Origin of the sequence: Pseudomonas sp. P5_109 (genome assembly GCF_034009455.1) — a bacterium.
Lineage (GTDB): Bacteria > Pseudomonadota > Gammaproteobacteria > Pseudomonadales > Pseudomonadaceae > Aquipseudomonas.
In genome coordinates this window covers 5,839,544-5,863,813 of the sequence record NZ_CP125380.1, presented here as the reverse complement: position 1 = coordinate 5,863,813, position 24,270 = coordinate 5,839,544, and the positions used below count along the sequence as shown (strand labels likewise).

The following is a 24,270-nucleotide window of genomic DNA, read 5'->3' as shown; positions in this document are numbered from 1 at the left end:
TAAGCGTTCCTGATACTCGATCAAATTAGCGTGGAATTGTACCCAAGCACTGGCCGGGGCGCGATGTTAGTGGCGTGAATCGATCAATTTAGCTGGTGTAAATGTTGCGCCAGCGCACAAATGGTCGCCGATGACAGGTTTGCTTGCGCGTATCGTGAGCCTCGCTACGCGCTACAATGGCGACTTTTACCGATCATGAGGTGTGCGCTTTGACTGCTCCAGGTGCTTTGAATTCCGCTGCTGGCTCGCTTTATGTGGTGGCGACGCCCATCGGCAACCTGGATGACATCAGTGCCCGGGCGCTGAAGATTCTGCGTGAAGTGGCCTTGATCGCCGCGGAGGATACCCGCCATTCCCAGCGCTTGATGCAGCACTTCGGCATTTCGACACCATTGGCGGCCTGCCATGAGCACAACGAGCGGGATGAAGGTAGTCGCTTTATCACTCGCCTGCTTGCCGGTGACAACGTGGCGTTGATCTCGGATGCCGGGACGCCGCTGATTTCCGATCCGGGTTATCACCTGGTGCGGCAGGCGCGAGCGGCGGGCATCAATGTGGTGCCGGTTCCGGGTGCCTGCGCATTGATTGCGGCGTTGTCGGCGGCTGGGCTGCCTTCCGACCGTTTCATTTTCGAAGGCTTTCTGCCAGCCAAGGCTGTGGGGCGGCGAGCGCGTCTTGAGCAGGTAAAGGAAGAGCCTCGCACATTGATCTTCTATGAGGCTCCGCATCGCATCCTTGAGTGCCTGCAAGACATGGAGCTGGTGTTCGGCCCCGAGCGCCCGGCACTGCTTGCCCGTGAGCTGACCAAGACGTTTGAAACCCTGAAAGGATTGCCGCTGGCAGAGCTGCGCGAGTTTGTCGAGTCGGACAGCAATCAGCAGCGCGGCGAGTGCGTGGTGTTGGTGGCGGGCTGGTCTGCCCCCGAGGAAGAGGGCGCCGTCAGCAGCGAGGCGATGCGCATCCTCAACCTGCTGCTCGAAGAAATGCCGCTCAAGCGTGCGGCCGCTTTAGCGGCGCAAATTACCGGCGAGCGAAAGAATGTGCTGTACCAGATCGCGCTGGATAAACAAAAGGCTGAGTAAAACCCGACGCGCAGGCGTGCCCAAAGGCGCTTAACGCTTGTTCTTCGGGCGCTCTGCCGGTAACCTTCGCGGCGGAGAGTCGATCGGACAGTCGCTGCCCTCTATGAAAATTAGGGGGGGGAGGAAAGTCCGGGCTCCATAGGGCGAAGTGCCAGGTAATGCCTGGGAGGCGTGAGCCTACGGAAAGTGCCACAGAAAATAACCGCCTAAGCGCTTCGGCGCCGGTAAGGGTGAAAAGGTGCGGTAAGAGCGCACCGCACGTCTGGCAACAGTTCGTGGCTAGGTAAACCCCACTTGGAGCAAGACCAAATAGGGTCCCAAGGCGTGGCCCGCGCTGGGACCGGGTAGGTTGCTAAAGATGTCCAGTGATGGCCATCGTAGACGAATGACTGTTCAAGACAGAACCCGGCTTACAGATCGACTCTCCACCTTTTTCTTTCCTCTGCTTGAATCAATGAGCAGGGGAGCCAGGTGATAGCAATTTCCCTTCTTATACAATCATCCGCAGAACCTCTTTTGTAATACCAAAAAAATCTTACTCTTAATAAATTACTTTAACTTCCGAACGCAGCCGCCTGTGCTGATTCAAGTTATGGGGCAGTTTCATCTGCCGAATTCTCGTTACCCCTCCGTTAATGCTCCTAAATCTCAGTTCTGTAAGGCTTTTCCTTTAATCCGCGCCTTGACGGTGTGGTGGGCGCATTCCTATAGTGTGCGCAAGTGGCGGAAAGTGGCATGAAGTGGGTTTTTTGAGCTAAAAACGCTAGAATTTGGAGAAACGCTGACGTGTTTCGCGGAGCCAACGCTATCAGTCTCGATGCAAAGGGCCGTCTCGCAATGCCGAGCCGGTACCGTGACGAGCTCGATTCGCGCAGTTCCGGTCAATTAATCGTGACAATTGATGCCGTTGATCCTTGTTTGTGTGTTTACCCCCTCGATGAGTGGGAAATTATTGAAACCAAACTGCGCGCACTGCCTTCGCTTCGCGAAGAGAACCGCCGCCTGCAACGTTTACTGATTGGTAATGCCGTCGACCTCGAGCTCGATGGCAGTGGTCGTTTCCTGGTTCCACCGCGTCTTCGTGAATATGCCAAGTTGGATAAGCGCGCGATGTTGGTGGGCCAACTGAACAAGTTCCAATTGTGGGACGAGGATGCCTGGAACGCGGTTTCTGCCGCTGACCTGGCTGCTATTCAACAACCGGGCGCCATGCCTGAAGAACTGCGTGATTTGATCCTGTGACTATTGATAGCGGCTTTAACCACATCACCGTACTGCTTGACGAAGCCGTCGAGGCTCTCGCCGTACGTCCTGATGGCTGCTATCTGGACGGCACGTTCGGACGCGGCGGACACAGCCGGTTGATCCTCAGCCAGCTCGGTCCCGATGGTCGGTTGCTCGGATTCGATAAAGATCCACAAGCGATTGCCACCGGGCAGACGCTAGCGGCCGAAGACGGCCGCTTTGTCGTTGTGCAGCGCAGCTTTGCCGAGCTCGGTGCCGAAGTGGCCGAGCGTGGCATGAACGGCAAGGTCAGCGGTGTGTTGCTCGATCTGGGCGTGTCTTCACCGCAGCTCGACGACCCTGAGCGCGGTTTCAGTTTCCTCAATGATGGTCCGCTGGACATGCGCATGGATCCGTCCCGTGGCATCAGCGCAGCCGAATTCGTCAACACCGCGCCTGTGGAAGAAATCGCCCGGGTGTTCAAGGAATACGGCGAAGAGCGTTTCTCCGGTCGCATGGCTCGCGCCGTGGTCGAGCGTCGCGACGTCAAGCCATTCGAGCGTACCGGTGACCTGGCGGAAGTCCTGAAAGTCGCCAACCCGGCGTGGGAAAAGGGCAAGAACCCGGCAACCCGCGCATTCCAGGGCTTGCGTATTCACGTCAACAACGAACTGGGTGATCTGGAAACCGGCCTCGAAGCCGCGCTGGAGTGCCTGGAAGTGGGCGGTCGCCTGGTGGTGATCAGCTTCCATTCGCTGGAAGACCGTATCGTCAAACTGTTCATGCGCAAGCTGGTGAAAGGCGAAGCCGACAACCTGCCGCGCAACCTGCCGGTTCGGCACGTCGCCTTCGAACCGAAAATCAAAGTCCATGGCAAAGCGCAGACGGCCTCCGACGCCGAACTCAAAGCCAACCCACGTTCCCGTAGCGCTGTCATGCGTGTGGCGGAGAAGCTGCGGTGAGCAGGCTTTTCGCCAAGCCATTACCCGGCGGAAGCTTCTTCATGCTGCTGCTGTTTGTCGGCGTGCTCGTGTCGGCTATCGGCGTGTCTTACAGCGCCCACTGGAATCGCCAGTTGCTGAACACGCTGTACAACGAATTGAGCGTGCGCGACAAGGCGCAGGCCGAGTGGGGCCGGTTGATTCTGGAGCAAAGCACCTGGACCGCCCACAGCCGTATCGAAGTGCTGGCCACCGAACAACTGAAAATGCACATCCCCGGTGCCGCTGACGTGAAGATGGTGGCGCCATGATGAAACTCGAAGGCGCACTCTTCCCGTGGCGGTTCCGCGTGGTGCTGGGGTTGCTCGGCGTCATGGTGGCCGCGATCTGCTGGCGCATCATCGATCTGCAAGTGGTCGACCGTGACTTCCTTAAAGGTCAGGGCGATGCGCGCAGCGTTCGGCATATTCCAATTCCGGCGCACCGTGGCCTGATCACCGACCGTAACGGCGAGCCTTTGGCCGTCAGTACCCCGGTGACCACGCTGTGGGCCAACGCCAAGGAAATGCAGCTGGAAAAAGACAAGTGGCCGGCACTGGCCGCCGCCTTGGGGCAAGACCCCAAAGCCCTGACCGAGCGTCTTGAAGCGCAGGCCAACAAGGAATTCATTTACCTGGTGCGCGGGCTGACGCCTGAGCAGGGGCAAGCGGTGCTCGACCTGAAGGTCCCAGGGGTCTACGGCATCGAAGAGTTCCGGCGCTTTTATCCTGCCGGTGAAGTCACCGCCCATATGGTCGGGTTTACCGACATCGATGATCACGGTCGTGAAGGCGTCGAACTGGCGTACGACGAATGGCTGGCCGGGGTCCCTGGCAAGCGTCAGGTGATCAAGGACCGGCGCGGCCGGCTGATCAAGGATGTCCAGGTCACCAAAAACGCCAAGGCCGGCAAGCCCTTGGCGTTGTCCATTGACCTGCGCCTGCAATACCTGGCCAACCGCGAATTGCGCAACGCGATCATCGAGAACGGCGCCAAGGCCGGCAGCCTGGTGATCATGGACGTGAAGACCGGCGAGATTCTCGCGATGGTCAACCAGCCGACCTACAACCCGAACAATCGTCGCAACCTGCAGCCGGCGATGATGCGTAACCGCGCGATGATCGACGTGTTCGAACCGGGTTCGACCATGAAAGCGATCTCGATGAGCGCCGCCATCGAAACCGGCCGCTGGAAACCGAGCGACACCGTCGAGGTGTATCCGGGCTCCTTGCAGATCGGCAAGTACACCATCAAGGACGTCTCCAAGAGCGAAGGGCCAGTGCTCGACCTGGCCGGCATCCTGATCAATTCCAGTAACGTCGGCATGAGCAAGATCGCCTTCGATATCGGTGGCGAGACGATTTTCCGCCTGGCGCAGAAAGTCGGTCTGGGCCAGGATACCGGCCTCGGCTTCCCGGGCGAGCGCGTTGGCAACCTGCCGAACTACCGCGAATGGCGCAAGGCTGAAACCGCCACGCTGTCCTACGGCTACGGTGTATCCGTGACGGCGATCCAGCTGGTCCACGCCTTCTCGGCCCTGGCCAACAACGGTCGCCTTGCACCGCTGACCCTGATCAAGACCGACAAGGCGCCGCAAACCACCCAGGTGTTGCCGGAGGCCGTGGCGAAAACCATGCAAGGCATGCTGCAACAAGTGATCGAGGCCCCGCGCGGTGTGTTCCGTGCGCAGGTGCCGGCGTATCACGTGGGCGGCAAGTCGGGTACCGCGCGTAAAACCTCGGTTGGCACCAAGGGTTACGCCGAGAATTCCTACCGCTCGCTGTTCGCCGGCTTCGGCCCGATGAGCGATCCGCGTTACGCCATTGTGGTTGTAATCGACGAGCCGACCAAAGCCGGTTACTTCGGTGGCCTGGTTTCCGCGCCGGTGTTCAGTCGTGTGATGTCGGGCACCCTGCGCCTGATGAACATCACGCCGGACAACCTGCCACCTACTCAACAAGCGAACGCTACACCGGTCGTTCCGCTGAAAGCCAATGGAGGGCGCGGCTGATGTCTCTGAGCCTGAACAAGATTTTCCCTCACGCCGGCCACGATCTGCTGATTCGCGAGCTCGCCCTGGACAGCCGCAACGTGCGCGCGGGCGATCTGTTCCTCGCCGTGCCGGGCGGCAAGTTCGACGGCCGTGCGCACATTGCCGACGCCTTGCAGCGCGGTGCTGCTGCGGTGGCTTATGAAGTCGAAGGCGCTACGGTCCTGCCGATCACTGAAGTGCCGCTGATTCCGGTCAAGGGCCTGGCGGCCCAGCTGTCGGACATCGCCGGGCGTTTTTATGGCGAGCCGAGCCATCACCTGAACCTGGTGGGCGTGACCGGCACCAACGGCAAGACCAGTGTCACTCAACTGGTCGCCCAGGCGCTGGATCTGCTTGGCCAGCACTGCGGCATCGTCGGCACCCTCGGTTGCGGTTTCTACGGTTCGTTGGAAAGCGGCCTGCACACCACGCCGAACCCGATTGCCATGCAGGCGACGTTGGGCGACCTGAAAAAGGCCGGGGCCAAAGCGGTCGCCATGGAAGTGTCGTCCCATGGTCTTGATCAGGGCCGTGTCACCGCACTGGCGTTTGATGTGGCCGTGATGACTAACCTGTCCCGCGATCATCTGGACTATCACGGCACCATGCAGGCCTATGGTGAAGCGAAGGCCAAGCTGTTCGCCTGGAACGATTTGAAATGCCGTGTGGTTAACCTCGACGACGATTTCGGCCGGCAACTGGCCGCCGAAAAGCGTGAATCGCGGCTGATCACCTACAGCCTGCTCGACAGCAGTGCTTACCTCTATTGCCGTGAGGCGCAGTTCGACGACGAAGGCGTACGCGCCACGCTGGTCACGCCACAGGGCGAGCACCACTTGCGCAGCACCTTGCTCGGTCGTTTCAACCTGAGCAACGTGCTCGCAGCGGTTGGCGCATTGCTTGGCCTGGATTACGCACTGGACGAAATTCTCAAGGTGCTGCCGAAACTCGAAGGCCCGGCCGGTCGCATGCAGCGCCTCGGTGGCGGTACTCAACCGTTGGTAGTGGTCGACTACGCCCATACCCCGGATGCCCTGGAAAAAGTCCTGACGGCCTTGCGTCCACACGCAAAGGGTCGGCTGCTGTGCCTGTTCGGCTGTGGCGGTGACCGCGATCGCGGCAAGCGTCCGTTGATGGCCGAAGTGGTCGAGCGCCTGGCCGATGGCGTGCTGGTGACCGATGACAACCCGCGCACGGAAGATCCATCGGTGATTTTCGATGATATCCGCGCCGGTTTCACGGCTGTGGATAAAGTGGAGTTCGTTGCCGGTCGTGGTCAGGCGATTGCCCGGCTGATCGCCAGTGCCTCGGTGGATGACGTGATTGTCCTGGCCGGTAAAGGTCACGAGGACTATCAGGAAATCAACGGCGAGCGGCATGCCTTTTCCGATCTGGTCGAGGCTGATCATGCCTTGACCGCGTGGGAGGTGGCCCATGCTTAAGGCGTTGAAACTGAGTGAACTGACCGGTGTGCTGAACGCTCGCCTGGTGTCCGCCGATGCCAGCTTCGACGGCGTCAGCATCGACAGCCGTGCAATTAAGCCGGGTCAACTGTTCATTGCCCTGACCGGTCCGCGTTTTGACGGTCATGACTATCTCAATGAAGTCGCCACCAAGGGCGCCGTGGCCGCGCTGGTCGAGCGTGAAGTCGCCGACAGCACGTTGCCGCAGTTACTGGTCAGCGACACCCGCCAGGCCCTGGGCCAGTTGGGCGCGCTGAATCGCGCCGCTTATACCCACCCGGTCGCGGCCATCACCGGTTCCAGCGGCAAGACCACGGTCAAGGAGATGCTCGCGAGCATCCTGCGCACGCGCGGTGCAGTGCTGGCGACCCGTGGCAACCTGAACAACGACCTTGGCGTACCGCTGACCTTGCTCGAACTGGCGCCGGAACACACCGCCGCGGTGATCGAACTGGGTGCCTCGCGCCTGGGCGAAATTGCCTACACCGTCGGCCTGACCAAGCCGCACGTGGCCATTCTCAACAATGCCGGGACCGCCCACGTCGGCGAGTTCGGCGGGCCGGAAAAAATCGTCGAAGCCAAAGGCGAGATCATTGAAGGGCTGGATGCCGATGGCGTCGCCGTTCTCAATCTCGACGACAAGGCGTTCGCTATCTGGAAGGCGCGTGCCGGTGATCGCAAAGTGCTGACGTTTGCGTTGAGCAACTCCAGCGCCGATTTCTACGCCAGTGACCTGGCCACCGATGCCCGCGGCTGCCCCGCATTCAACTTGCACAGCCCTGAAGGTGCGGAGCGCGTTCAACTGAATCTGCTCGGCACCCATAACGTCGCCAATGCCATGGCCGCCGCCGCTGCCGCCCATGCCTTGGGTGTGTCGCTGTTCGGCATCGCCACCGGCCTCGGCGCGGTGCAACCGGTCAAGGGGCGAACCGTCGCGCAACTGGCCAGCAATGGCATGCGCGTGATTGATGACACTTACAACGCCAACCCCACCTCCATGTGCGCTGCCGTTGATATACTGGCCGGCTTTTCCGGTCGCACCGTCCTGGTGCTCGGGGATATCGGCGAGTTGGGCGAATGGGCGGAGCAGGGGCACCGCGACGTGGGCGAGTACGCCCGTGGCAAGGTTTCTGCGCTGTACGCCGTCGGACCAATGATGGCTCACGCCGTGAACGCATTCGGTCCACAGGCTTTGCACTTCAGCACGCAGGCTGAACTGATCAAGGCCCTGGGCGCCGAGCAAGACACAAACACCACCATTTTGATCAAGGGGTCGCGTAGCGCTGCGATGGAAAACGTCGTCGCCGCTTTGTGCGGGTCCAGTCTGGAGAAACATTAATGCTGCTGCTGCTAGCGGAGTATCTGCAACAGTTCTACAAAGGCTTCGCGGTCTTCCAGTACCTGACCCTGCGCGGGATTCTCGGTGTACTGACCGCGCTGGTCTTGTCGCTGTGCTATGGCCCGTGGATGATCCGCACCTTGCAGAACCGTCAGATCGGCCAGTCCGTTCGCAACGACGGCCCGCAGTCGCACCTGTCCAAATCGGGAACCCCGACCATGGGCGGCGCGCTGATCCTGTCGTCCATCGGCGTCAGCACCCTGCTGTGGGCTGACCTGACCAACCGTTACGTCTGGGTCGTACTGCTGGTGACCCTGCTGTTCGGCGCCATCGGCTGGGTCGACGACTACCGCAAGGTCATCGAGAAGAACTCCCGTGGCTTGCCGAGCCGCTGGAAGTATTTCTGGCAATCGGTATTCGGCCTGGGCGCGGCGATCTTCCTGTACATGACAGCCGCCACGCCGGTTGAAACCACGCTGATCCTGCCGATGCTCAAGGACTACAGCATTCCATTGGGCGCAGGCTTCATCGTCCTGACCTATTTCGTGATCGTCGGTTCGAGCAACGCGGTCAACCTGACCGACGGCCTCGACGGCCTGGCGATCATGCCGACGGTGATGGTGGGCGGTGGCCTGGGTATTTTCTGCTACCTGTCGGGTAACGTGAAATTCGCCGAATACCTGCTGATTCCTTATGTTCCGGGCGCGGGCGAGTTGATCGTGTTCTGTGGCGCGCTGATCGGCGCAGGCCTGGGCTTCCTCTGGTTCAACACCTATCCGGCGCAAGTCTTCATGGGTGACGTCGGCGCACTGGCGCTGGGCGCGGCCCTGGGCACCATCGCGGTGATCGTCCGCCAGGAAATCGTCCTGTTCATCATGGGCGGTGTGTTCGTGATGGAAACCCTGTCAGTCGTCATTCAGGTTGCCTCTTTTAAACTGACCGGTCGCCGTGTGTTCCGCATGGCGCCCATTCACCACCACTTTGAACTCAAGGGCTGGCCTGAGCCGCGCGTGATCGTCCGTTTCTGGATCATCACCGTGATTCTCGTGCTGGTCGGCCTTGCCACCCTGAAGCTGAGGTAGAAACCCGTGTCTCTGATCGCTTCTGACCACTTCCGCATCGTTGTCGGCCTCGGCAAGAGCGGCATGTCCCTGGTTCGCTTCCTGGCGAACCGGGGCGTGGCGTTTGCAGTGGCCGATACGCGGGAAAATCCACCGGAACTGGCCACGCTCAAGCGTGACTATCCGCACGTGGAAGTGCGTTGTGGCGAGCTGGACGTCGAATTCCTGTGCCGTGCCGACGAGCTCTACGTGAGCCCCGGCCTGGCCCTGGCTACCCCGGCCCTGCAGGCTGCCGCCGCCCGTGGCGTGATACTGTCCGGTGACATCGAGCTGTTCGCGCGTAACGCGAAGGCACCGATCGTGGCCATCAGCGGCTCCAATGCGAAAAGCACCGTCACCACCCTGGTTGGCGAGATGGCTGCTGCGGCTGGCAAGCGAGTGGCCGTCGGCGGCAACCTCGGTACCCCGGCGCTGGACCTGCTGAGCGACGACGTCGAGCTGTACGTGATGGAGCTGTCGAGTTTCCAGCTGGAAACCACCGATCAGCTCAACGCCGAAGTGGCGACCGTGCTCAACATCAGCGAAGACCACATGGACCGTTACAGCGGTCTGCCGGCCTATCACCTGGCCAAGCACCGGATCTTCCGTGGAGCGAAGCAGTTTGTGGTCAACCGTCAGGATGCGCTCAGCCGTCCACTGATAGGCGAGGGCCAGCCGTGCTGGACCTTTGGCTTGACCAAACCAGATTTCAAGGCCTTTGGCCTGCGCGAAGAAAGCGGCGAGAAATACCTGGCCTTCGAATTCCAGAACCTGATGCCGGTGCGTGAGCTGAAAGTTCGTGGTGCCCACAACCAGTCCAATGCCTTGGCGGCCTTGGCGCTCGGTCATGCCGTCGGCCTGCCGTTCGATGCCATGTTGTCGAGCCTGCGCACCTTCGCCGGCCTCGAGCATCGCTGCCAATGGGTCCGCGACCTCGATGGCGTTGGCTACTACAACGATTCCAAGGCCACCAACGTCGGTGCCGCGCTGGCGGCTATCGAAGGCCTGGGCGCGGACATCGACGGCAAGGTCGTGCTGATCGCCGGCGGTGACGGCAAGGGTGCCGAGTTCAAGGACCTGCGCGATCCCGTGGCGGCCAACTGCCGCGCCGTGATCCTGATGGGCCGCGACTCCGACAAGATCGGCGAAGCGATCGGCGACGCAGTGCCGCTGATCCGCGCCGGTTCCCTGGTCGAAGCTGTCGAGCAATGCCGCGCTGCCGCCCAACCGGGCGACGTGGTGCTGCTATCGCCAGCCTGCGCCAGTTTCGACATGTTCAAGAACTACGAAGACCGTGGTCACCAGTTCGTCCAAACCGTGGAGGATCTGGCATGAGCCTGAAAGGCATCATCAAGCCGTATCCATCGCCGATCATTACCGGACGCGGAATAGACCTCGATTTCCCGATGCTCGCCGGTTGCCTGACGCTGCTCGGCCTGGGGCTGATCATGATCGCCTCGGCATCGACCGAAGTGGCGGCGGTGCAGTCCGGCAGTGCCCTGTACTACATGATTCGCCATCTGATCTACGTGGTGCTGGGCCTGGGAGCCTGCATCGTCACCATGATGATCCCGATTGCCACGTGGCAACGCCTGGGCTGGCTGATGCTGCTGGGTGCGTTCGGCTTGCTGGTGATGGTGATCATTCCGGGGATCGGCCGTGAGGTTAACGGTTCGATGCGCTGGATCGGCTTCAGCTTCTTCAACGTCCAGCCATCCGAGATCGCCAAGGTGTTCGTGGTGATCTACCTCGCCGGTTATCTGGTGCGTCGCCAGAAAGAAGTGCGGGAAAGCTGGATGGGCTTCTTCAAGCCGTTCATCGTGCTGCTACCGATGGCGGGCCTGCTGCTGATGGAGCCGGACTTCGGTGCCACCGTCGTGATGATGGGCGCTGCGGCGGCGATGCTGTTCCTTGGCGGCGTCGGGCTGTTCCGTTTTTCCCTGATGGTGGTCCTGGCGGTCGGCGCGGTGGTGCTGTTGATTCAAATGCAGCCGTATCGAATGGCGCGCCTGACCAACTTCGCTGACCCGTGGGCCGATCAGTTCGGTGCCGGCTATCAGTTGTCCCAGGCCTTGATCGCTTTCGGTCGCGGTGAATGGCTGGGCGTTGGCCTGGGCAACAGCGTACAGAAACAGTTCTACCTGCCGGAAGCCCACACCGACTTCGTGTTCTCGGTCCTGGCCGAAGAGCTGGGCGCAGTGGGTTCCTTGTGCACCGTGGCCCTGTTCGTCTTCGTGTGTATTCGTGGCATGTACATCGGTTTGTGGGCCGAGAAGGCCAAGCAGTTCTTTGCGGCTTATGTGGCCTACGGTTTGTCCTTCCTGTGGATCGGGCAGTTCCTGATCAACATCGGCGTGAACGTCGGCCTGCTGCCGACCAAGGGGCTGACCCTGCCGTTCCTCAGTTACGGGGGTAGTTCGTTGGTGATTTGCTGTGCCTGTCTCGGCTTGTTGCTGCGCATCGAGTGGGAAAGTCGAACCCACCTGGGCAGTGAAGAGATGGAGTTCCATGAGAGCGACTTCGCCGAGGAGCCGAACCATGGGCGCTAACGTCATGATCATGGCGGGCGGCACCGGTGGCCACGTGTTCCCGGCGCTGGCCTGTGCCCGCGAATTCCAGGCGCGTGGCTATACCGTGCACTGGCTCGGCACTCCGCGTGGGATCGAGAACGATCTGGTGCCGGCGGCCGGTATCGAGCTGCATCGGATCAACGCCAGCGGTCTGCGCGGCAAGGGCAAGTTGTCGCTGCTCAAGGCGCCGTTCATGTTGTTCAAGTCGGTCTGGCAGGCACGGGCGATCATTCGCCGTCTGCAACCGGTCTGCGTCGTGGGCTTTGGTGGTTTTGTGACCGGTCCTGGCGGCGTCGCGGCCAAATTGGCCGGCGTGCCGGTGATCGTTCACGAACAGAACGCCGTGGCCGGTACCGCCAATCGGTTGCTGGTGCCGTTGGCCGCCCGAGTCTGTGAAGCGTTCCCCGACACCTTTACCCTGTCGGACAGCCGCCGGACCACGGGTAATCCGGTGCGCACCGAGCTGTTCCTCGAGACATCGCGACCTGCCCTGGCCGGTCGCAAGGCGCGTTTGCTGATCCTGGGCGGAAGCCTGGGCGCAGAACCGTTGAACAAGTTGCTGCCTGAAGCCCTGTCGCAAGTCGCTGCCGACTTGCGTCCGGAAGTGTTCCATCAGGCCGGTAAAAACCACGATGAAGTGACTGCAGAGCGCTATCGCGCGGCTGGCGTCGAGGCGCAGGTGCAGCCCTTCATCAAAGACATGGCCCAAGCCTACAGCTGGGCCGACCTGGTGGTGTGTCGCGCAGGCGCGCTGACCATCAGTGAACTGGCCGCCGCCGGTCTGCCCTCGATGCTGGTGCCTTTGCCTCACGCCATCGACGATCACCAGACCCGCAACGCCGAATATTTGGCCCGTGAAGGCGCAGCCTTCCTGATGCCGCAAAGAACGACTGGCGCAGCGGATCTTGCCGCTCGCCTGACAGAGGTCCTGATGCAACCACAACGACTCAACGAAATGGCTACCGCGGCACGCCGCCTGGCCAAACCCGATGCCACCCGTAACGTGGTCGATAGCTGCCTGGAGGTGGTCCATGGTTGAGAGTCAGAAAGCCATGCCACAACCGGAAATGCGCCGTATCCGTCGCATCCACTTCGTCGGTATCGGCGGCGTGGGCATGTGCGGGATTGCCGAAGTGTTGCTGAACCTGGGTTATGCCGTTTCCGGTTCCGACCTGAAGGCTTCGCCGGTGACCGAGCGCCTGGAATCCTTCGGGGCGCAGATCTTCATCGGCCACCGCGCCGAGAACGCCGCTGCCGCCGACGTGCTGGTGGTGTCGAGTGCCGTAAACACCTCCAACCCGGAAGTCGCTACCGCGCTGGAACGCCGTATTCCGGTGGTGCCGCGTGCAGAGATGCTGGCTGAGCTGATGCGCTATCGCCACGGTATCGCCGTTGCCGGTACCCACGGCAAAACCACCACCACCAGCCTGATCGCTTCGGTGTTCGCCGCCGGTGGCCTGGACCCGACGTTCGTCATCGGTGGACGCCTCAATGCCGCGGGCACCAATGCCCAGCTCGGCACCAGCCGCTACCTGATCGCCGAGGCCGACGAAAGCGACGCCAGCTTCCTGCACTTGCAGCCGCTGGTGGCCGTGGTTACCAACATCGACGCCGATCACATGGCGACCTACGACGGTGACTTCAACAAACTGAAGAAAACTTTCGTCGAATTCCTCCACAACCTGCCGTTCTACGGTCTGGCGGTGGTGTGCCTGGACGATCCGGTGGTGCGTGAAATCCTCCCGCAGGTCAAGCGTCCGACGGTCACCTATGGCTTCGGCGAAGACTGCGACGTGCGCGCCATCAACGTCCGCCAGCAAGGCATGCAGACCTTCTTCACCGTGCTGCGCCCTGACCGCGAGCCGCTGGATGTTTCGGTGAACATGCCGGGCAACCACAACGTGCTGAACTCGCTGGCGACCATCTGCATCGCCACCGACGAAGGCGTCAGCGATGAAGCCATCGTCCAGGGCCTGTCCGGGTTCCAGGGGGTCGGCCGACGCTTCCAGGTCTACGGCGAACTGCCGGTGGAAGGCGGCAACGTGATGCTGGTCGATGACTACGGTCACCACCCGACGGAAGTCGCGGCCGTGATCAAGGCCGTTCGCGGTGGCTGGCCGGAGCGCCGCCTGGTGATGGTCTACCAGCCGCACCGTTACAGCCGTACCCGCGACCTGTACGACGATTTCGTCAATGTGCTGGCCGACGCCAACGTCCTGCTGCTGATGGAAGTCTATCCGGCCGGCGAAGAGCCGATTCCGGGCGCCGACAGCCGCAAGCTGTGCAACAGCATTCGTCAGCGTGGCCAGCTCGACCCGATCTACATCGAGCGTGGTGTCGACCTTGCGCCAGTGGTCAAGCCACTGCTGCGCGCTGGCGACATCCTGCTGTGCCAGGGCGCCGGTGATATCGGCGGTCTCGCACCAAAACTGTTGAAAAGCGAGTTGTTCGCCGGTGCCGTTGCCGCGCCGGAGAAGGGGACGTTGAAATGACTGCTGCCTACGCCAACCTGGTCTCCACCATCGCGCCGAAAGACTTCGGTCGCGTCGCCGTGCTGTTCGGCGGCAAGAGTGCCGAGCGTGAGGTCTCCCTGAAGTCGGGCAACGCGGTGCTCGATGCACTGCAAAGCGCCGGTGTGGACGCCTTCGGCCTCGACGTGGGCGATGACCTGCTGCAGCGTCTGCTCAACGAAAAGATCGACCGCGCCTTCGTCATCCTCCACGGTCGTGGCGGTGAAGACGGCAGCATGCAGGGCCTGCTCGAATGCCTGGGCATTCCGTACACCGGCAGCGGCATCCTGGCGTCGGCCCTGGCCATGGACAAACTGCGCACCAAGCAGGTCTGGCACAGCCTGGGCATTCCGACGCCACGTCACGCGGTACTCGGCAGCGAGGCCGATTGTATTTCGGCGGCGACGGAACTGGGCTTCCCTTTGATCGTCAAACCGGCCCATGAAGGTTCGAGTATCGGGATGGCCAAAGTGAGTTCCGCGTCTGAATTGATCGACGCATGGAAAGCGGCCAGTACCTACGATTCGCAAGTGTTGGTCGAGCAATGGATTCACGGTCCGGAGTTCACCATCGCCACCCTGCGTGACCAGGTGTTGCCACCGATTGCCCTGGGCACGACGCACAGCTTCTACGACTACGACGCCAAGTACATCGCCAACGATACCCAGTACCGCATTCCATGCGGGCTGGACAGCGCCAAGGAAAAGGAACTCATGGACCTCACGGCGAAAGCCTGTGAAGCGCTGGGTATCGCCGGTTGGGGCAGGGCAGACGTGATGCAGGACGCCGAAGGGCGGTTCTGGTTCCTGGAAGTCAACACCGCACCGGGCATGACTGATCACAGCCTGGTGCCGATGGCGGCCCGTGCCGCCGGTCTGGATTTCCAGCAACTGGTCCTGGCCATTCTGGCCGAGAGCGTTGCCGGCAATAAAGAACCAAGAGGTTAAGAGTATGCAAGGCGCACAGCTGAGACATCAGCCCCCCGCATCGCCCGGTCGCAAGCCGGTGCCACGGGGTGCCAGCCGAATGGTGGCCAAAGAGCCGATGTCCGCGCGCCTGCCGAAAGCCAACTTCGGTTTTCTCAAAGCGTTGTTCTGGCCGGTGCTGCTGGTGGCCTTGGGGTTCGGTACTTACGAAGGCGCGACACGCTTGTTGCCGTACGCCGACCGGCCGATCACCAAGATCAACGTGCAGGGCGACTTGAGTTACATCAGCCAGCAAGCGGTGCAGCAGCGAATCGCCCCATACGTGGCGTCGAGCTTCTTCACCATCGACCTGGCGAGCATGCGCACCGAGCTGGAACAGATGCCATGGATTGCCCACGCCGAAGTGCGCAGGGTATGGCCGGATCAAGTGGTGATCCGCCTGGAAGAACAACTGCCGGTGGCCCGTTGGGGCGACGAGTCGCTGTTGAACAACCAGGGCCAGGCCTTCACTCCGCGTGAGTTGGCGAACTACGAACATTTGCCTCAGCTGTTCGGGCCTCAGCGGGCCCAGCAGCAGGTGATGCAGCAGTACCAGGTGTTGAGTCAGATGCTCCGGCCTCTGGGCTTCTCGATTGCACGCCTGGAGTTGCGTGAACGCGGCAGCTGGTTCCTGACCACCGGCCCCGGCAGTGCCGGCCCGGGAATCGAACTGCTGCTTGGCCGCGGCAACCTGGTGGAAAAGATGCGCCGCTTTATCGCCATCTATGACAAGACGCTCAAAGAACAGATTACGAACATTGCGCGCATCGATCTGCGCTACGCCAACGGCCTCGCTGTTGGCTGGCGGGAACCTGTAGCGCCCACGGCAGCCCAACCCGCTGTCGCGAAGAATTAAGAAGAGGCAGGACCCATGGCAAACGTGCAAAGCGGCAAAATGATCGTCGGTCTCGATATCGGCACCTCCAAGGTGGTGGCGCTGGTAGGCGAGGTCGCGGACGACGGCACGCTGGAAATCGTCGGGATCGGTACCCATCCGTCCCGTGGCCTGAAAAAAGGCGTGGTGGTGAACATCGAGTCCACCGTGCAATCGATCCAGCGCGCCATCGAAGAAGCGCAGCTGATGGCTGGTTGCCGCATTCACTCGGCGTTCGTCGGCGTGGCCGGCAATCACATCCGCAGCCTGAACTCCCACGGCATCGTGGCGATTCGTGATCGCGAAGTCAGCTCGGCGGACCTTGAGCGCGTGCTCGACGCTGCCCAGGCCGTGGCGATCCCGGCTGACCAGCGCGTGCTGCACACCCTGCCGCAGGATTACGTAATCGATAACCAGGAAGGCGTCCGCGAACCGCTGGGCATGTCCGGCGTGCGTCTGGAAGCCAAGGTCCACGTGGTCACCTGCGCCGTCAACGCCGCTCAGAACATTGAAAAATGCGTGCGCCGCTGCGGTCTGGAAATCGACGACATCATTCTCGAGCAGCTTGCTTCCGCGTATTCGGTACTGACCGACGACGAGAAAGAGCTGGGCGTGTGCCTGGTGGACATCGGTGGTGGTACCACCGACATCGCGATCTTCACCGAAGGCGCGATCCGTCACACCGCCGTGATCCCGATTGCCGGTGACCAGGTGACCAACGACATCGCCATGGCGTTGCGCACCCCGACCCAGTACGCCGAAGAAATCAAGATTCGCTACGCCTGCGCCCTGGCCAAACTGGCCGGTGCCGGTGAAACCATCAAGGTGCCAAGCGTTGGCGACCGTCCGCCGCGCGAGCTGTCCCGCCAGGCCCTGGCCGAAGTGGTCGAGCCGCGCTACGACGAACTGTTCACGCTGATCCAGGCCGAACTGCGCCGCAGCGGCTACGAAGACCTGATCCCGGCCGGCATCGTGCTGACCGGCGGTACCGCGAAGATGGAAGGCGCCACTGAACTGGCCGAGGAAATCTTCCACATGCCGGTGCGCCTGGGCGTGCCTCACGGCGTGAAAGGCCTGGATGACGTAGTGCGCAACCCGATCTATTCCACTGGCGTAGGCCTGTTGATGTACGGCCTGCAGAAGCAGTCCGACGGCATCTCGTTCTCGGGCATCGGCAGCCGCGACAACTACAGCAATGAAGAGCCACAGGCTCCGCTGCTGGACCGCCTGAAGAAGTGGGTCCAGGGCAACTTCTGAAGATTTACCGAAACACCGTTACACCGAAGCACGCAGTAGGCGAAAAAACTAGAGAATGTAAAGGAGAGGGAAAATGTTCGAACTCGTAGACAACATCCCCGCAAGCCCGGTAATTAAAGTTATCGGTGTCGGCGGTGGCGGCGGCAACGCTGTCAACCACATGGTCAAGAGCAACATTGAAGGCGTCGAGTTCATCTGCGCCAACACTGATGCCCAGGCGCTGAAATCCATCGGCGCGCGGACCATCCTGCAACTGGGCACCGGCGTGACCAAGGGTCTGGGCGCTGGCGCCAACCCTGAAGTTGGCCGTCAGGCCGCTCTGGAAGACCGTGAGCGTATTGCCGAAGTCCTGCAGGGCACCAACATGGTGTTCATCACCACTGGCATGGGCGGTGGTACCGGTACCGGTGCTGCGCCGATCATCGCCGAAGTGGCCAAGGAAATGGGGATCCTCACCGTTGCGGTGGTGACCCGTCCGTTCCCGTTCGAAGGCCGCAAGCGCATGCAGATCGCCGACGAAGGCATCCGTCTGCTGTCTGAAAGCGTCGACTCGTTGATCACCATTCCCAACGAGAAGCTGCTGACCATCCTCGGTAAAGACGCCAGCCTGCTGTCGGCTTTCGCCAAGGCAGACGATGTACTGGCCGGTGCCGTTCGTGGTATCTCCGACATCATCAAGCGTCCGGGCATGATCAACGTCGACTTCGCCGACGTGCGTACCGTGATGAGCGAAATGGGCATGGCAATGATGGGCACTGGCTGCGCCAGCGGTCCGAACCGTGCACGCGAGGCCACCGAAGCGGCCATTCGCAACCCGCTGCTGGAAGACGTGAACCTGCAAGGCGCTCGCGGCATCCTGGTAAACATTACCGCCGGTCCGGATCTGTCCCTGGGTGAGTACTCCGACGTGGGTAGCATCATCGAGGCATTCGCTTCCGAGCACGCGATGGTCAAGGTCGGTACCGTTATCGATCCGGACATGCGCGACGAGCTGCACGTGACTGTCGTTGCAACCGGTCTGGGCGCTAAAATCGAGAAGCCTGTGAAGGTCATCGACAACACCGTCCACACCTCGATGGCTGCACAGCCACAACAACAGGCCCCTGTTCGTCAGGAAGCTCCAGCGGTGAACTACCGTGACCTGGACCGTCCGACCGTCATGCGCAACCAGGCCCAGGCCGGTGCTGCGACTGCCGCGAAGATGAATCCGCAAGATGACCTGGACTACCTGGACATCCCGGCTTTCCTGCGTCGCCAGGCCGATTGATGAAATGTATCAGGGGTATTAGGGTGATTGGTGTTCAGCAAAGGTCTGGTCTGCTATCATCGCCAGCCTTTGTTGATACCAGTTCGCAATTTGCGCTGAAGCGGCCCATGCCATGATTAAACAACGCACCCTGAAGAATATTATCCGTGCCACAGGTGTCGGCCTGCACTCCGGGGAGAAGGTCTACCTGACCCTCAAGCCAGCGCCTGTCGACACCGGCATTGTGTTTTGTCGCGCCGACCTTGACCCCGTGGTGCAGATTCCTGCCCGCGCGGAAAACGTTGGTGAAACCACTATGTCGACCACGCTCGTTAACGGTGACGTCAAAGTGGACACGGTAGAGCACCTGCTCTCGGCCATGGCAGGCCTGGGCATCGATAACGCCTACGTCGAGCTCTCCGCGTCCGAAGTCCCGATCATGGATGGTAGCGCTGGACCTTTCGTATTCCTGATTCAATCGGCTGGCCTGGAAGAACAGGACGCCGCCAAGAAGTTCATCCGCATCCTGCGGGAAGTGACAGTGGAAGATGGCGACAAGCGCGCTACTTTCGTCCCTTTCGAAGGATTCAAGGTGAGCTTCGAGATCGATTTCGATCACCCGGTTTTCCGTGACCGCACCCAAAGTGCAAGCGTGGATTTTTCCAGCACTTCGTTCGTAAAAGAAGTCAGCCGCGCCCGTACCTTTGGTTTCATGAGTGACATCGAGTACCTGCGCAAGCACAACCTCGCACTCGGCGGCAGTGTTGAAAACGCTATTGTGGTCGACGCCGATGGCGTACTGAACGAAGACGGCCTTCGCTATGAAGACGAATTCGTGAAGCACAAGATTCTCGATGCAATTGGTGACCTCTACCTGCTGGGCAATAGCCTGATTGGTGAGTTCAAGGGCTTCAAGTCCGGCCACGCACTGAACAACCAGCTGCTGCGCAAGTTGATTGAGCAGACAGATGCCTGGGAAGTCGTGACGTTCGAAGACGCCAGCACTGCACCGATCTCTTACATGCGTCCGGTTGCGGCCGTGTAAGCAAAAAACCTCTCTAGTTTTTTAAAGGCTACCTTCGGGTGGCCTTTTTTTATGTTTCGAAGTTTGTGTTGTCGGACAGGCCTCTTCGCGAGCAAGCCCGCTCCCACAGAGGATTGCATTCCCATGTGGGAGCGGGCTTGCTCGCGAAGAGGTCAGTTGATTCAGCCAGGATTTCAACTGGCGCACACCATCCGGTTACGCCCCCCATCCTTGGCCTGATACAACGCCTTGTCCGCATTGAACAGCAATTGCTCCAGGTTGATATCGCTGGCCGCCGTCCAGGTGGCAATGCCAATACTTACGCTCATCGGCGGCTCTCCGACGTCCACCAGCGGCAGTTTTTGCACCGCCTCGCGGATCTGCTCGGCAATCTGCTTCGCGCCTTCACTGTCGGTTTCGGCCAGGACGACTGAAAACTCCTCGCCACCATAGCGAGCCACCAGGTCTGTGGCGCGATGGACATTGGCGCTGATGACCTCGGCCAATGCCCTTAACGCTTCGTCGCCAGCCTGATGCCCGTGCCGATCGTTGAAGGCCTTGAAGTGATCGGCATCGACCATCAGCAGCGATAACGGCTTGCCGCTGCGCTGCGCACGAAACCATTCATGGCGCAGGGCCTGATCAAGGGATCTACGGTTGGCCACGCCGGTCAAGGCATCGGTGGCCGCCAGTTGCGACAACTCCTGCTCGGCATGTTGGCGTAGGCGCAGCTCGCGGCAGAGCAGCCAGGTCAACCACAACAAACCGATGCACAAAACCCCGGTAGCACCGCTGATCACATAGGCCGTGCGGTTCCAGGTGGCAAACACCTCGTCGATAGAAAGGGCCACGATGACGGTCAGGGGCAGATTGCCGACCCGGGAAAAGGTGTACAGGCGCCGTTGATGGTCGACGCTCGATACGCTTTCGAAGGTGCCGCTGCGCTCTTGCAGCATGCGAATGACGTTGGGCCGGCTGGAGAAGCTCTTGCCGATGGAGTTTTGTTCCCGGTGCGGTTTCTGCGCCAGGAGAACCCCGTCATCGTTGATGATGGCCAGCGTACTGCCAGTGCCGATGTCGAGGCTGTTGAACAGCTGGTCGAAGTAGCTCATGCGCATCGAGGCTACTGCGACCCCCAGAAACTCACCCGTGGGCGAGGAAATGCGCCGGCTGAAACTGATGCGCCATTCGTCGCTGTCGTCGCAGTCGCAACGCGGCTTGAACGGTCGGCTGATAAACATGCCGGTGTCACGATTGAAGGCGTGGGCCAGGAAATAATCGCGGTCAGCGAAGTTGCCCGGTTTCGGTTCGATCAATGAGGAGTCGGCCAGCACGTCGCCGTGCTTGTCCAGCAGCAGGATGTCACCCTTGTAGCGCGCGGTGGTGGAGCGGTCGAACAGCACCAGATGACGGATCTGCGGCGAAACCTGCTTAATGTCATCCCGTTGGGCAGCGGCAATCAGGCCCTGCAAGGTCATATCGTAGAGTTCGACCGTACGCAGGACATCGGCATCGATCAGTTGCGCAATGGTGGTTGCGCTGCGTGTGGCGGTCTGCTGGGCGTAGGCGTGTTCGCGGATCAGCAGGAAAGTGACGATGCACAGGATCGAGATCACAGTCAGGGTGCTGCCGAAGATCACCATGATTTCGGGTCGCCCGGGCGGGCCTTGAAAATGCGGGGTGCGGCTTGGGGTCATAGGGCTGACGTCTGCTAAAGGGACGTTGTAAGCGTAGTTGCATAAACGCAGCAGCCGAATGAATCGTTCCTGTTACTCGAACGATTGATCAATGGCGTGGAGGTAGTGACTTTCGTTGCAAAAATTGCCCTGTAGGAGCTGGCTTGTCGGGTCGCCGCATCGCAGCGATGGTCGTTAACGATAACGCGTATGAACTGGATAAACGCGGCGCACTTGAGTCCATCGCCGGCAAGCCGGCTCCTACAGTTTCCCGGGATAGCGTGAAGAACTATAAAAAAAGCCGCTGATAGCAGCGGCTTTGAAGACAACTTTTCAAAGGGAAGAGCCGATGAAAAGTGTCGAGGGAAACAGGTATGACAGGTGCGGATCAGCTGTCTTTCTCGGCCCCTGACCGGGCCTGAGTGCTGGATGCTTGCGGGGCTTGGGCGTCTTGCGCAGCCTTGGCCGTCATCTCGATCTGATGCTCTTCGAACGCTGCAGCGCGTGCGGTGTTATGCGCGACGAAAGTCTGCGATTCTTCCGCCATCGCCAATGGCGACAGGAACAAAGAGGACAAAACGAAAGCGCTGGCAATACCCATACTGTTGGACATCTTTAAAACCTTCTTGCTTGGCAAGTGCTGTTTGGTGCGGGCAAAGATAAGGATATGAGGCGAGGGGAAAAAGAGCGGATTCATGAAAGGACTGTTGCGGCTACGGCAATAGTTGTGATGCCAGGCGCTTTTCTGTGGCGAGGGGGCTTGCCCCCGTCGGGCTGCGCAGCAGCCCCAAAACCTGCGACCGCGATTGACCTGATTCACCCGGCATACCGGATTTACGGCGGCTTCGCCACCGAACGGGGGCAAGCCCCCTCACCACAAGGGATTGGGGGAGTCAGACCGGAAGATGAATCCCGAACGTATTCATTCCATGGTCACTGCGCACAAACACATCCCCACCATGCATCAACGCAATAGCCTTGACGATGGCCAGCCCAAGGCCATGGTTGTGGCCGCTGTTGCTGCGTGATGCATCGACCCGGTAGAAGCGCTCGAACAGCCGTGGCAGGTGTTCACTGTCAATCGGCGAACCGGGGTTGGCGACGCCAATGCTGACCTGGTGCCCTGCGTTCTCTATGTGCACCTGAATCACCTGCCCGGGGGCGGTGTGCTGCACCGCGTTGTTCAGCAGATTGATCAGCGCCCGGCGCAGATGGGCGATCTCGATACGCACTTGCGCATCACCACTGACCTCAACCTGGACCTGGGCGTCTTCGAGTATGAAATCCAGATATTCCAGGGTCGTGGCCACCTCATCGGCCAGCGAGGTCGAGGTGAGCTTTGTCGCCTTGCTGCCCTGATCGGCGCTGGCGAGGAACAGCATGTCGTTGATGATCGAGCGCAGCCGCTCAAGCTCCTCGAGGTTCGATTGCAGCACTTCGAAGTAATGCTCGGCGGAGCGTCCGCGGGTCAGTGCGACCTGGGTCTGGCCGATCAGGTTGGTCAGTGGCGAGCGCAGTTCGTGGGCGACGTCGGCATTGAACGATTCAAGGCGTGAGTAGGCTTGCTCAACCCGTTCCAGGGTCGAGTTGAACGAGCTGACGAATTGATCGAGTTCCGGCGGCAACGGTGACAAGCGCAGGCGCCCCGACCGCAACGGCGGGGCCAGGCGCTGGGCTTCCTGGGACAGTTTGATCAGCGGCTTGAGGCCGATCCGAGCCACCCAGTAACCCAGTGCCGAGGCCAGTAATACGCCGACGATTGCCAGGCTGATCAGTGCGATCAGCAACTGATGCTGGGTGTGGAAAAACGTCTCGGTATCAATGGCGATCATGAAGCGCAGGGGCGGGCGCTGGTCCTTGGCCGGGAACTCGCTGACCAGCACTTTCAGCGGATAGGGGTGATCCGGCAGATGCATATCGCGCGTGCCCAGCGGTCCTTGGGCAAAGGCGCGGATCTGTGGGGTCAGGTTGCCGTATTCGAAAGGTGGATCGCCGCTGATGATCCAGAAACTGATGCGTTTGTCTTCTTCGCTCAGCAGATTGAGCTTGTTGTTGATCTTCACCCAATGCTCGGGCGTGCCGTAACGGCCGACCGTGGATTCGAGCACGCTGTAGCGCGCATCGAGTTCAGCTTCGGGCAGCAGGCCCAGGCCCTTGTCGACCTGTTGGTACAACGCCCAGCCGATCAGCAGAAAGACTAAAAGCGCCACCAGCGTGAACATCCCACTGAGGCGCAGCGCGATCGAGTTACTGGACACCACGGCTCTCCAGTACATAACCCATGCCACGAATGGTGTGCAGCAATTTCTCTTCGAACGGCCCGTCGAGTTTGGCCCGCAAGCGTTTGATCGCGACTTCGACGACGTTGGCGTCGCTGTCGAAATTGATGTCCCAGACCATCTCGGCAATGGCGGTTTTCGAGAGGATTTCACCCTGGCGCCGGGCCAGCACACTGAGCAGCGAAAACTCCTTGGCGGTCAGGTCCAGCCGTGCGCCACCTCGGGTCGCCTTGCGGCTGATCAAATCTATCCACAGGTCGGCGATGCTCACCTGCACCGGTTCATGACCACCGCTGCGCCGGGTCAGCGCTTGCAGGCGCGCCACCAGTTCAAGGAAGGAAAACGGCTTGCCCAGGTAATCATCGGCGCCATCACGCAGGCCCTTGATGCGGTCCTCCACACGCTCGCGGGCGGTGAGCATGATCACCGGGGTTTGCTTGCGCGCACGCAAGGCGCGCAACACGCCGAAGCCGTCCAGGCCCGGCAACATCACGTCGAGGACGATCACCGCGTAGTCGCTCTCCAGCGCCAGGTGCAGGCCTTCGACCCCATCCCGCGCCAGGTCCACGGTGTAACCCTGTTCCGTCAGACCGCGGTGCAGATAATCCGCGGTTTTTTCCTCGTCTTCGATAATCAGGACGCGCATGAC

The 24,270-nt window shown here is 60.8% G+C and carries 21 protein-coding genes and 1 other RNA gene; 18 read left to right on the top strand and 4 right to left on the bottom strand.

From position 1 onward, the window contains the following. Positions 1 to 176: 176 nt before the first annotated feature. From rsmI to lpxC, 18 genes are all read left to right on the top strand, one after another. Entirely contained in the window at positions 177 to 1,082 is a 906-nt protein-coding gene (gene rsmI / locus QMK54_RS25945) for a 16S rRNA (cytidine(1402)-2'-O)-methyltransferase (RefSeq protein ID WP_320401560.1), read from the top strand. Between the two features lie 75 nt (positions 1,083 to 1,157). Continuing rightward, positions 1,158 to 1,511: RNase P RNA component class A (gene rnpB, locus QMK54_RS25940), an RNA gene on the top strand. Between the two features lie 357 nt (positions 1,512 to 1,868). After that, a complete protein-coding gene (gene mraZ / locus QMK54_RS25935) occupies positions 1,869 to 2,324 on the top strand; it encodes a division/cell wall cluster transcriptional repressor MraZ (protein WP_103396242.1) in 456 nt (151 codons plus the stop codon). Then, positions 2,321 to 3,268, top strand: a complete 948-nt coding sequence (rsmH, locus tag QMK54_RS25930) for a 16S rRNA (cytosine(1402)-N(4))-methyltransferase RsmH (RefSeq protein ID WP_411740827.1) — start codon at positions 2,321 to 2,323, stop codon at positions 3,266 to 3,268. The genes mraZ and rsmH overlap by 4 nt, the downstream gene beginning before the upstream one ends. Beyond that, the gene (gene ftsL, locus QMK54_RS25925) at positions 3,265 to 3,558 is read left to right on the top strand and encodes a cell division protein FtsL (protein ID WP_085724063.1); all 294 of its coding nucleotides are present in this window, start codon (positions 3,265 to 3,267) and stop codon (positions 3,556 to 3,558) included. The genes rsmH and ftsL overlap by 4 nt, the downstream gene beginning before the upstream one ends. Further along, complete coding sequence (locus tag QMK54_RS25920; RefSeq protein ID WP_223588465.1) at positions 3,558 to 5,297, top strand: peptidoglycan D,D-transpeptidase FtsI family protein; 1,740 nt, start codon at positions 3,558 to 3,560, stop codon at positions 5,295 to 5,297. The genes ftsL and QMK54_RS25920 overlap by 1 nt, the downstream gene beginning before the upstream one ends. Continuing rightward, positions 5,297 to 6,760, top strand: coding sequence for a UDP-N-acetylmuramoyl-L-alanyl-D-glutamate--2,6-diaminopimelate ligase (locus tag QMK54_RS25915; RefSeq protein WP_110661761.1), 1,464 nt, complete (start codon positions 5,297 to 5,299; stop codon positions 6,758 to 6,760). Before QMK54_RS25920 ends, QMK54_RS25915 begins: the two co-directional genes overlap by 1 nt. Then, entirely contained in the window at positions 6,753 to 8,120 is a 1,368-nt protein-coding gene (locus QMK54_RS25910; protein ID WP_223588448.1) for a UDP-N-acetylmuramoyl-tripeptide--D-alanyl-D-alanine ligase, read from the top strand. Before QMK54_RS25915 ends, QMK54_RS25910 begins: the two co-directional genes overlap by 8 nt. Next, entirely contained in the window at positions 8,120 to 9,202 is a 1,083-nt protein-coding gene (gene mraY / locus QMK54_RS25905) for a phospho-N-acetylmuramoyl-pentapeptide-transferase (protein WP_008005012.1), read from the top strand. Before QMK54_RS25910 ends, mraY begins: the two co-directional genes overlap by 1 nt. 6 nt (positions 9,203 to 9,208) lie before the next feature. Further along, positions 9,209 to 10,555 carry a UDP-N-acetylmuramoyl-L-alanine--D-glutamate ligase gene (murD, locus tag QMK54_RS25900; protein ID WP_223588450.1) on the top strand — a complete coding sequence of 449 codons (1,347 nt, stop codon included), beginning with the start codon at positions 9,209 to 9,211 and terminating at the stop codon, positions 10,553 to 10,555. Next, positions 10,552 to 11,769 (top strand): putative lipid II flippase FtsW, encoded by a 1,218-nt coding sequence (gene ftsW / locus QMK54_RS25895; protein ID WP_103396249.1) that lies wholly within the window; start codon positions 10,552 to 10,554, stop codon positions 11,767 to 11,769. Before murD ends, ftsW begins: the two co-directional genes overlap by 4 nt. Next, on the top strand, positions 11,759 to 12,829 hold the full coding sequence (gene murG, locus QMK54_RS25890; protein ID WP_110659918.1) for an undecaprenyldiphospho-muramoylpentapeptide beta-N-acetylglucosaminyltransferase: 1,071 nt from the start codon (positions 11,759 to 11,761) through the stop codon (positions 12,827 to 12,829). Before ftsW ends, murG begins: the two co-directional genes overlap by 11 nt. Next, positions 12,822 to 14,282: a UDP-N-acetylmuramate--L-alanine ligase gene (gene murC / locus QMK54_RS25885; protein ID WP_110659917.1), complete on the top strand. Its 1,461-nt coding sequence runs from the start codon at positions 12,822 to 12,824 to the stop codon at positions 14,280 to 14,282. The genes murG and murC overlap by 8 nt, the downstream gene beginning before the upstream one ends. Further along, positions 14,279 to 15,247: a D-alanine--D-alanine ligase gene (locus tag QMK54_RS25880; protein WP_110659916.1), complete on the top strand. Its 969-nt coding sequence runs from the start codon at positions 14,279 to 14,281 to the stop codon at positions 15,245 to 15,247. The genes murC and QMK54_RS25880 overlap by 4 nt, the downstream gene beginning before the upstream one ends. 4 nt (positions 15,248 to 15,251) lie before the next feature. After that, positions 15,252 to 16,121 carry a cell division protein FtsQ/DivIB gene (locus QMK54_RS25875; protein WP_103396251.1) on the top strand — a complete coding sequence of 290 codons (870 nt, stop codon included), beginning with the start codon at positions 15,252 to 15,254 and terminating at the stop codon, positions 16,119 to 16,121. Between the two features lie 15 nt (positions 16,122 to 16,136). Beyond that, positions 16,137 to 17,396, top strand: a complete 1,260-nt coding sequence (gene ftsA / locus QMK54_RS25870) for a cell division protein FtsA (protein ID WP_110659915.1) — start codon at positions 16,137 to 16,139, stop codon at positions 17,394 to 17,396. A gap of 73 nt (positions 17,397 to 17,469) precedes the next feature. Next, on the top strand, positions 17,470 to 18,663 hold the full coding sequence (gene ftsZ / locus QMK54_RS25865; RefSeq protein WP_046041931.1) for a cell division protein FtsZ: 1,194 nt from the start codon (positions 17,470 to 17,472) through the stop codon (positions 18,661 to 18,663). A 112-nt stretch (positions 18,664 to 18,775) separates the two neighbouring features. Further along, on the top strand, positions 18,776 to 19,687 hold the full coding sequence (lpxC, locus tag QMK54_RS25860; protein WP_007939852.1) for a UDP-3-O-acyl-N-acetylglucosamine deacetylase: 912 nt from the start codon (positions 18,776 to 18,778) through the stop codon (positions 19,685 to 19,687). A gap of 173 nt (positions 19,688 to 19,860) precedes the next feature. Here the strand turns inward: lpxC and QMK54_RS25855 are convergent, their stop codons facing one another. The 4 genes from QMK54_RS25855 to QMK54_RS25840 form a co-directional block, all read right to left on the bottom strand. Then, entirely contained in the window at positions 19,861 to 21,363 is a 1,503-nt protein-coding gene (locus tag QMK54_RS25855; protein ID WP_320401559.1) for a sensor domain-containing diguanylate cyclase, read from the bottom strand. A gap of 367 nt (positions 21,364 to 21,730) precedes the next feature. Then, complete coding sequence (locus QMK54_RS25850) at positions 21,731 to 21,955, bottom strand: hypothetical protein (protein WP_110659919.1); 225 nt, start codon at positions 21,953 to 21,955, stop codon at positions 21,731 to 21,733. A gap of 280 nt (positions 21,956 to 22,235) precedes the next feature. Then, positions 22,236 to 23,600, bottom strand: coding sequence for a heavy metal sensor histidine kinase (locus tag QMK54_RS25845; RefSeq protein WP_110662599.1), 1,365 nt, complete (start codon positions 23,598 to 23,600; stop codon positions 22,236 to 22,238). Continuing rightward, complete coding sequence (locus QMK54_RS25840) at positions 23,590 to 24,267, bottom strand: heavy metal response regulator transcription factor (RefSeq protein WP_007989910.1); 678 nt, start codon at positions 24,265 to 24,267, stop codon at positions 23,590 to 23,592. The genes QMK54_RS25845 and QMK54_RS25840 overlap by 11 nt, the downstream gene beginning before the upstream one ends. Positions 24,268 to 24,270 lie beyond the last annotated feature (3 nt).